1 protein-coding gene is annotated in these 1,031 nt (G+C 62.4%); it reads left to right on the top strand.

Annotated elements, in window-relative coordinates; all coding sequences use genetic code 11:
• Nucleotides 1–1,031 (top strand): STAS domain-containing protein (locus tag ADADOO_RS04480; protein ID WP_511275365.1); only part of this gene is annotated, 1,031 nt, incomplete at both ends.

Consider the following 1,031-nt stretch of genomic DNA (forward strand, 5'->3'; position numbering starts at 1 on the left):
GACAGCGACGATTTCACCGAATCGAGCGTCATGGGGATCGACGTCAATCACGACGACGACCCGTTGCAAGCCTGCGTCGAACAGGTTGTCGTGCTCTACGCCAACGGTCAGGACGGCGCCGCCCGTTCGCTGCTCGAAACCTTTGTCCGCTCCTACCACGGCCGGGAAGGACGGCGCTTCTGGCTCCTGCTGTTCGATCTGCTGCAGGCGACCGGCGACCGGGCGGCTTTTGAAAAGCTCGGTGCCGATTACGCCGAAGCCTGCGAAATGTCGCCACCCACCTGGTCGCAGCAATCGCCGGCAGCCCACCAGGCAAATGGCGCAGTCGGCCCGCGCAAAATATTCCTGCAGGGCGTGTTGACCGTGGAAGGTACCTTGCCGGTCACCGAGTTGGCCAAATTGGTCGAACAAAAGGCTCAGGTTACCGTTGATTGCACCAAGCTGATCGGTTGCGATGACGAGGTGGCCGGGCAACTGGCCGATTTGTTCAGCCGGGCCAGAAAAACCCGGCTGTCGGTTGTGCTGAGCGGTACGGAGGTCTTTGTCGACCGTTTGAACAGCCGTCTGGTGGCGGGTGATACGGCTCACGAGCCGTCCTGGCGCCTGTTGCTGGAATTGTTGCAGCGGCACGGCACGCAGGATGCGTTTGAAGAGCGCGCTGTCGATTACGCGGTGACCTTCGAACTGTCTCCGCCGTCGTGGGAGCCACGCCCGGCCGCCGCCGCGCCTGCTGCGCAGTTAGCTGCCACGGCTCGCCCGGGCGACGACGCGCATTATTTGTCGGGTGAGCTCAAGGGCTGCCGCTTTGACGAGTTGGCTGTCGTCATCGAGGCGGCTGAACAGCCGGTTCTCGACTTTTCCGGCGTCCGTCGGCTCGATTTCGTTTCAGCCGGGCAACTGGTCAATCGTCTGGCGCCTTACAAGGCGGCGGGGCGCGACATTATCATCCGCTCGCCCAATCATCTGGTTGCCGAGTTGATGGCCGTGGTCGGCCTCAACAAGCAGGCGCGCATTCTCGTTCCCAAGTCTTA

It is taken from the genome of Azonexus sp. (genome assembly GCF_036170495.1).
Lineage (GTDB): Bacteria > Pseudomonadota > Gammaproteobacteria > Burkholderiales > Rhodocyclaceae > Azonexus.